We start from the raw sequence: 1,365 nt of genomic DNA, 5'->3' as shown, positions 1-1,365 counted from the left end.
GTCGTCAGCAAGGAGGCCGACTAGCTTCAGGAGGTGAGTCTTCCCTGAGCCGAACGTCGCGTGGATGTAGAGAAACCGTGCGGCCTCACCGGGATGTGTCTTGATAGTCTCGCCGAGTTCCGTGAGAACCCGCTCGGCACTATCCGTTTCGTAGAACTCTCGGACGTCGGTTTCGGCCCGTTCTCGGGCGTTGACTTTCTGTACTTCTTCGAGTTGTCGAGTCGGATCGCTGTGGAAGAGCTCGTCGATAGTCATTGGAGATGCACCCCTTGGATCTGCCCGTCAATCTGGTGGGCTGGGTAGTAGTGCCGCGATTCGCCACCGAAGAAACTCAATTTTCCACCGACGACGTCCCCAGGGAACGGGATGCCGATCGTGGACTTGACGTTCCGCCGGTCGAGTTCGTCGAGCAGTTCCGACGCGCGAGTGAATGGATACAGACTGCCGAGGTTAAGCAGGAGCACCACGTGGCTCTGGGTCTCCAGTTGTTCTTCGCTAAGCTCGTGCTCGACCATCTGTTGAACGAGTTCCTCGGCGAGCTGATCTTGCATTGTCCCCTCGATACGCTCGCCTGGCGACGTATCGTCGTCGAGGTCGGCTAATGGATCGCCCAGATCGACGAGGAGTTTGTACACGTCAGTCTGGGGAAGGAGTTCGTCGAGCCAGATTGGCTGAACAGTAACTGCGTCTGGGATCTCTGGTGATTCCATCTGACCATCCGACCAGGTTTCCAGACGGTCTGCTACCCGATGTTCGACCGCTGGCTCGACGGCAGCGATAACGAACGGATTGCGAATACCGTGCTGCCCCTGGGCGAACGTACGCAGTTTCTCTTTAAATTCGCGGTACGGCGACGAACTGCCTTGGCTCATCGAATAATCACCCCTTCGTCTGTCTCCTCGATCTCAAGGTCTTGCTGTTCAACAAGACGCTCTATACGACGATTCAGTTTCTGCCGATCGTCAGGTACGATTCCGATCTGGTCGACCTTGTCGGGCGTTCGATTACCAACAATCGACGACAGTTCGTCGAGCCGGGAACCCAACTCAGTCGGAGTATATCCGACGGCGTCGGCGAGGGGTTCTAACTGCGCCACGTCGTCCGTTACTCCGATCACCTCGTCTGAATCTGCATCACTCAACAGCGTCGCGATGGCGTCCTCGATCGTTTCGTACCACTGCTGGAGATGGCGCATTGGCGTGATGTATTCGCCCTCGAAGGCGATATGGACGCCTGCTGGGAGATCGGTAGCCGGGAGTACCCAGGGATGCTCTTCGATACGGTTGACCAGTTCACCTAAGCCACGTTCGTCAACGAACGTGTTCCATGACCGGTCAAGTTCAGGAACAAGATCAGGAACTAATT

The 1,365-nt window shown here is 56.5% G+C and carries 2 protein-coding genes and 1 pseudogene; all 3 read right to left on the bottom strand.

The window, feature by feature from the left end; all coding sequences use genetic code 11:
• Positions 1 to 255: hypothetical protein (locus tag EXE45_RS16635; RefSeq protein WP_137694980.1), on the bottom strand; the 255-nt coding region annotated here is incomplete at its 3' end.
• Positions 252 to 872, bottom strand: coding sequence for a BREX protein BrxB domain-containing protein (locus tag EXE45_RS16630; RefSeq protein ID WP_137694979.1), 621 nt, complete (start codon positions 870 to 872; stop codon positions 252 to 254). The genes EXE45_RS16630 and EXE45_RS16635, both read right to left, overlap by 4 nt.
• Positions 869 to 1,365, bottom strand: a pseudogene (locus EXE45_RS16625) (hypothetical protein); the annotation flags it as partial. The gene EXE45_RS16630 and the pseudogene EXE45_RS16625, both read right to left, overlap by 4 nt.

Origin of the sequence: Halorubrum sp. SP9, assembly GCF_005435015.1 — an archaeon.
Classification (GTDB): Archaea; Halobacteriota; Halobacteria; order Halobacteriales; family Haloferacaceae; genus Halorubrum; species Halorubrum sodomense.
The sequence above is the reverse complement of the archived record's forward strand: the minus strand, read 5'-3'. Positions and strand labels throughout refer to the sequence as shown.

Coding starts and splice junctions, on each gene's coding strand:
- EXE45_RS16630 (WP_137694979.1), bottom strand. CDS start 872: ATGAGCCAAGGCAGTTCGTCGCCGTACCGCGAATTTAAAGAGAAACTG.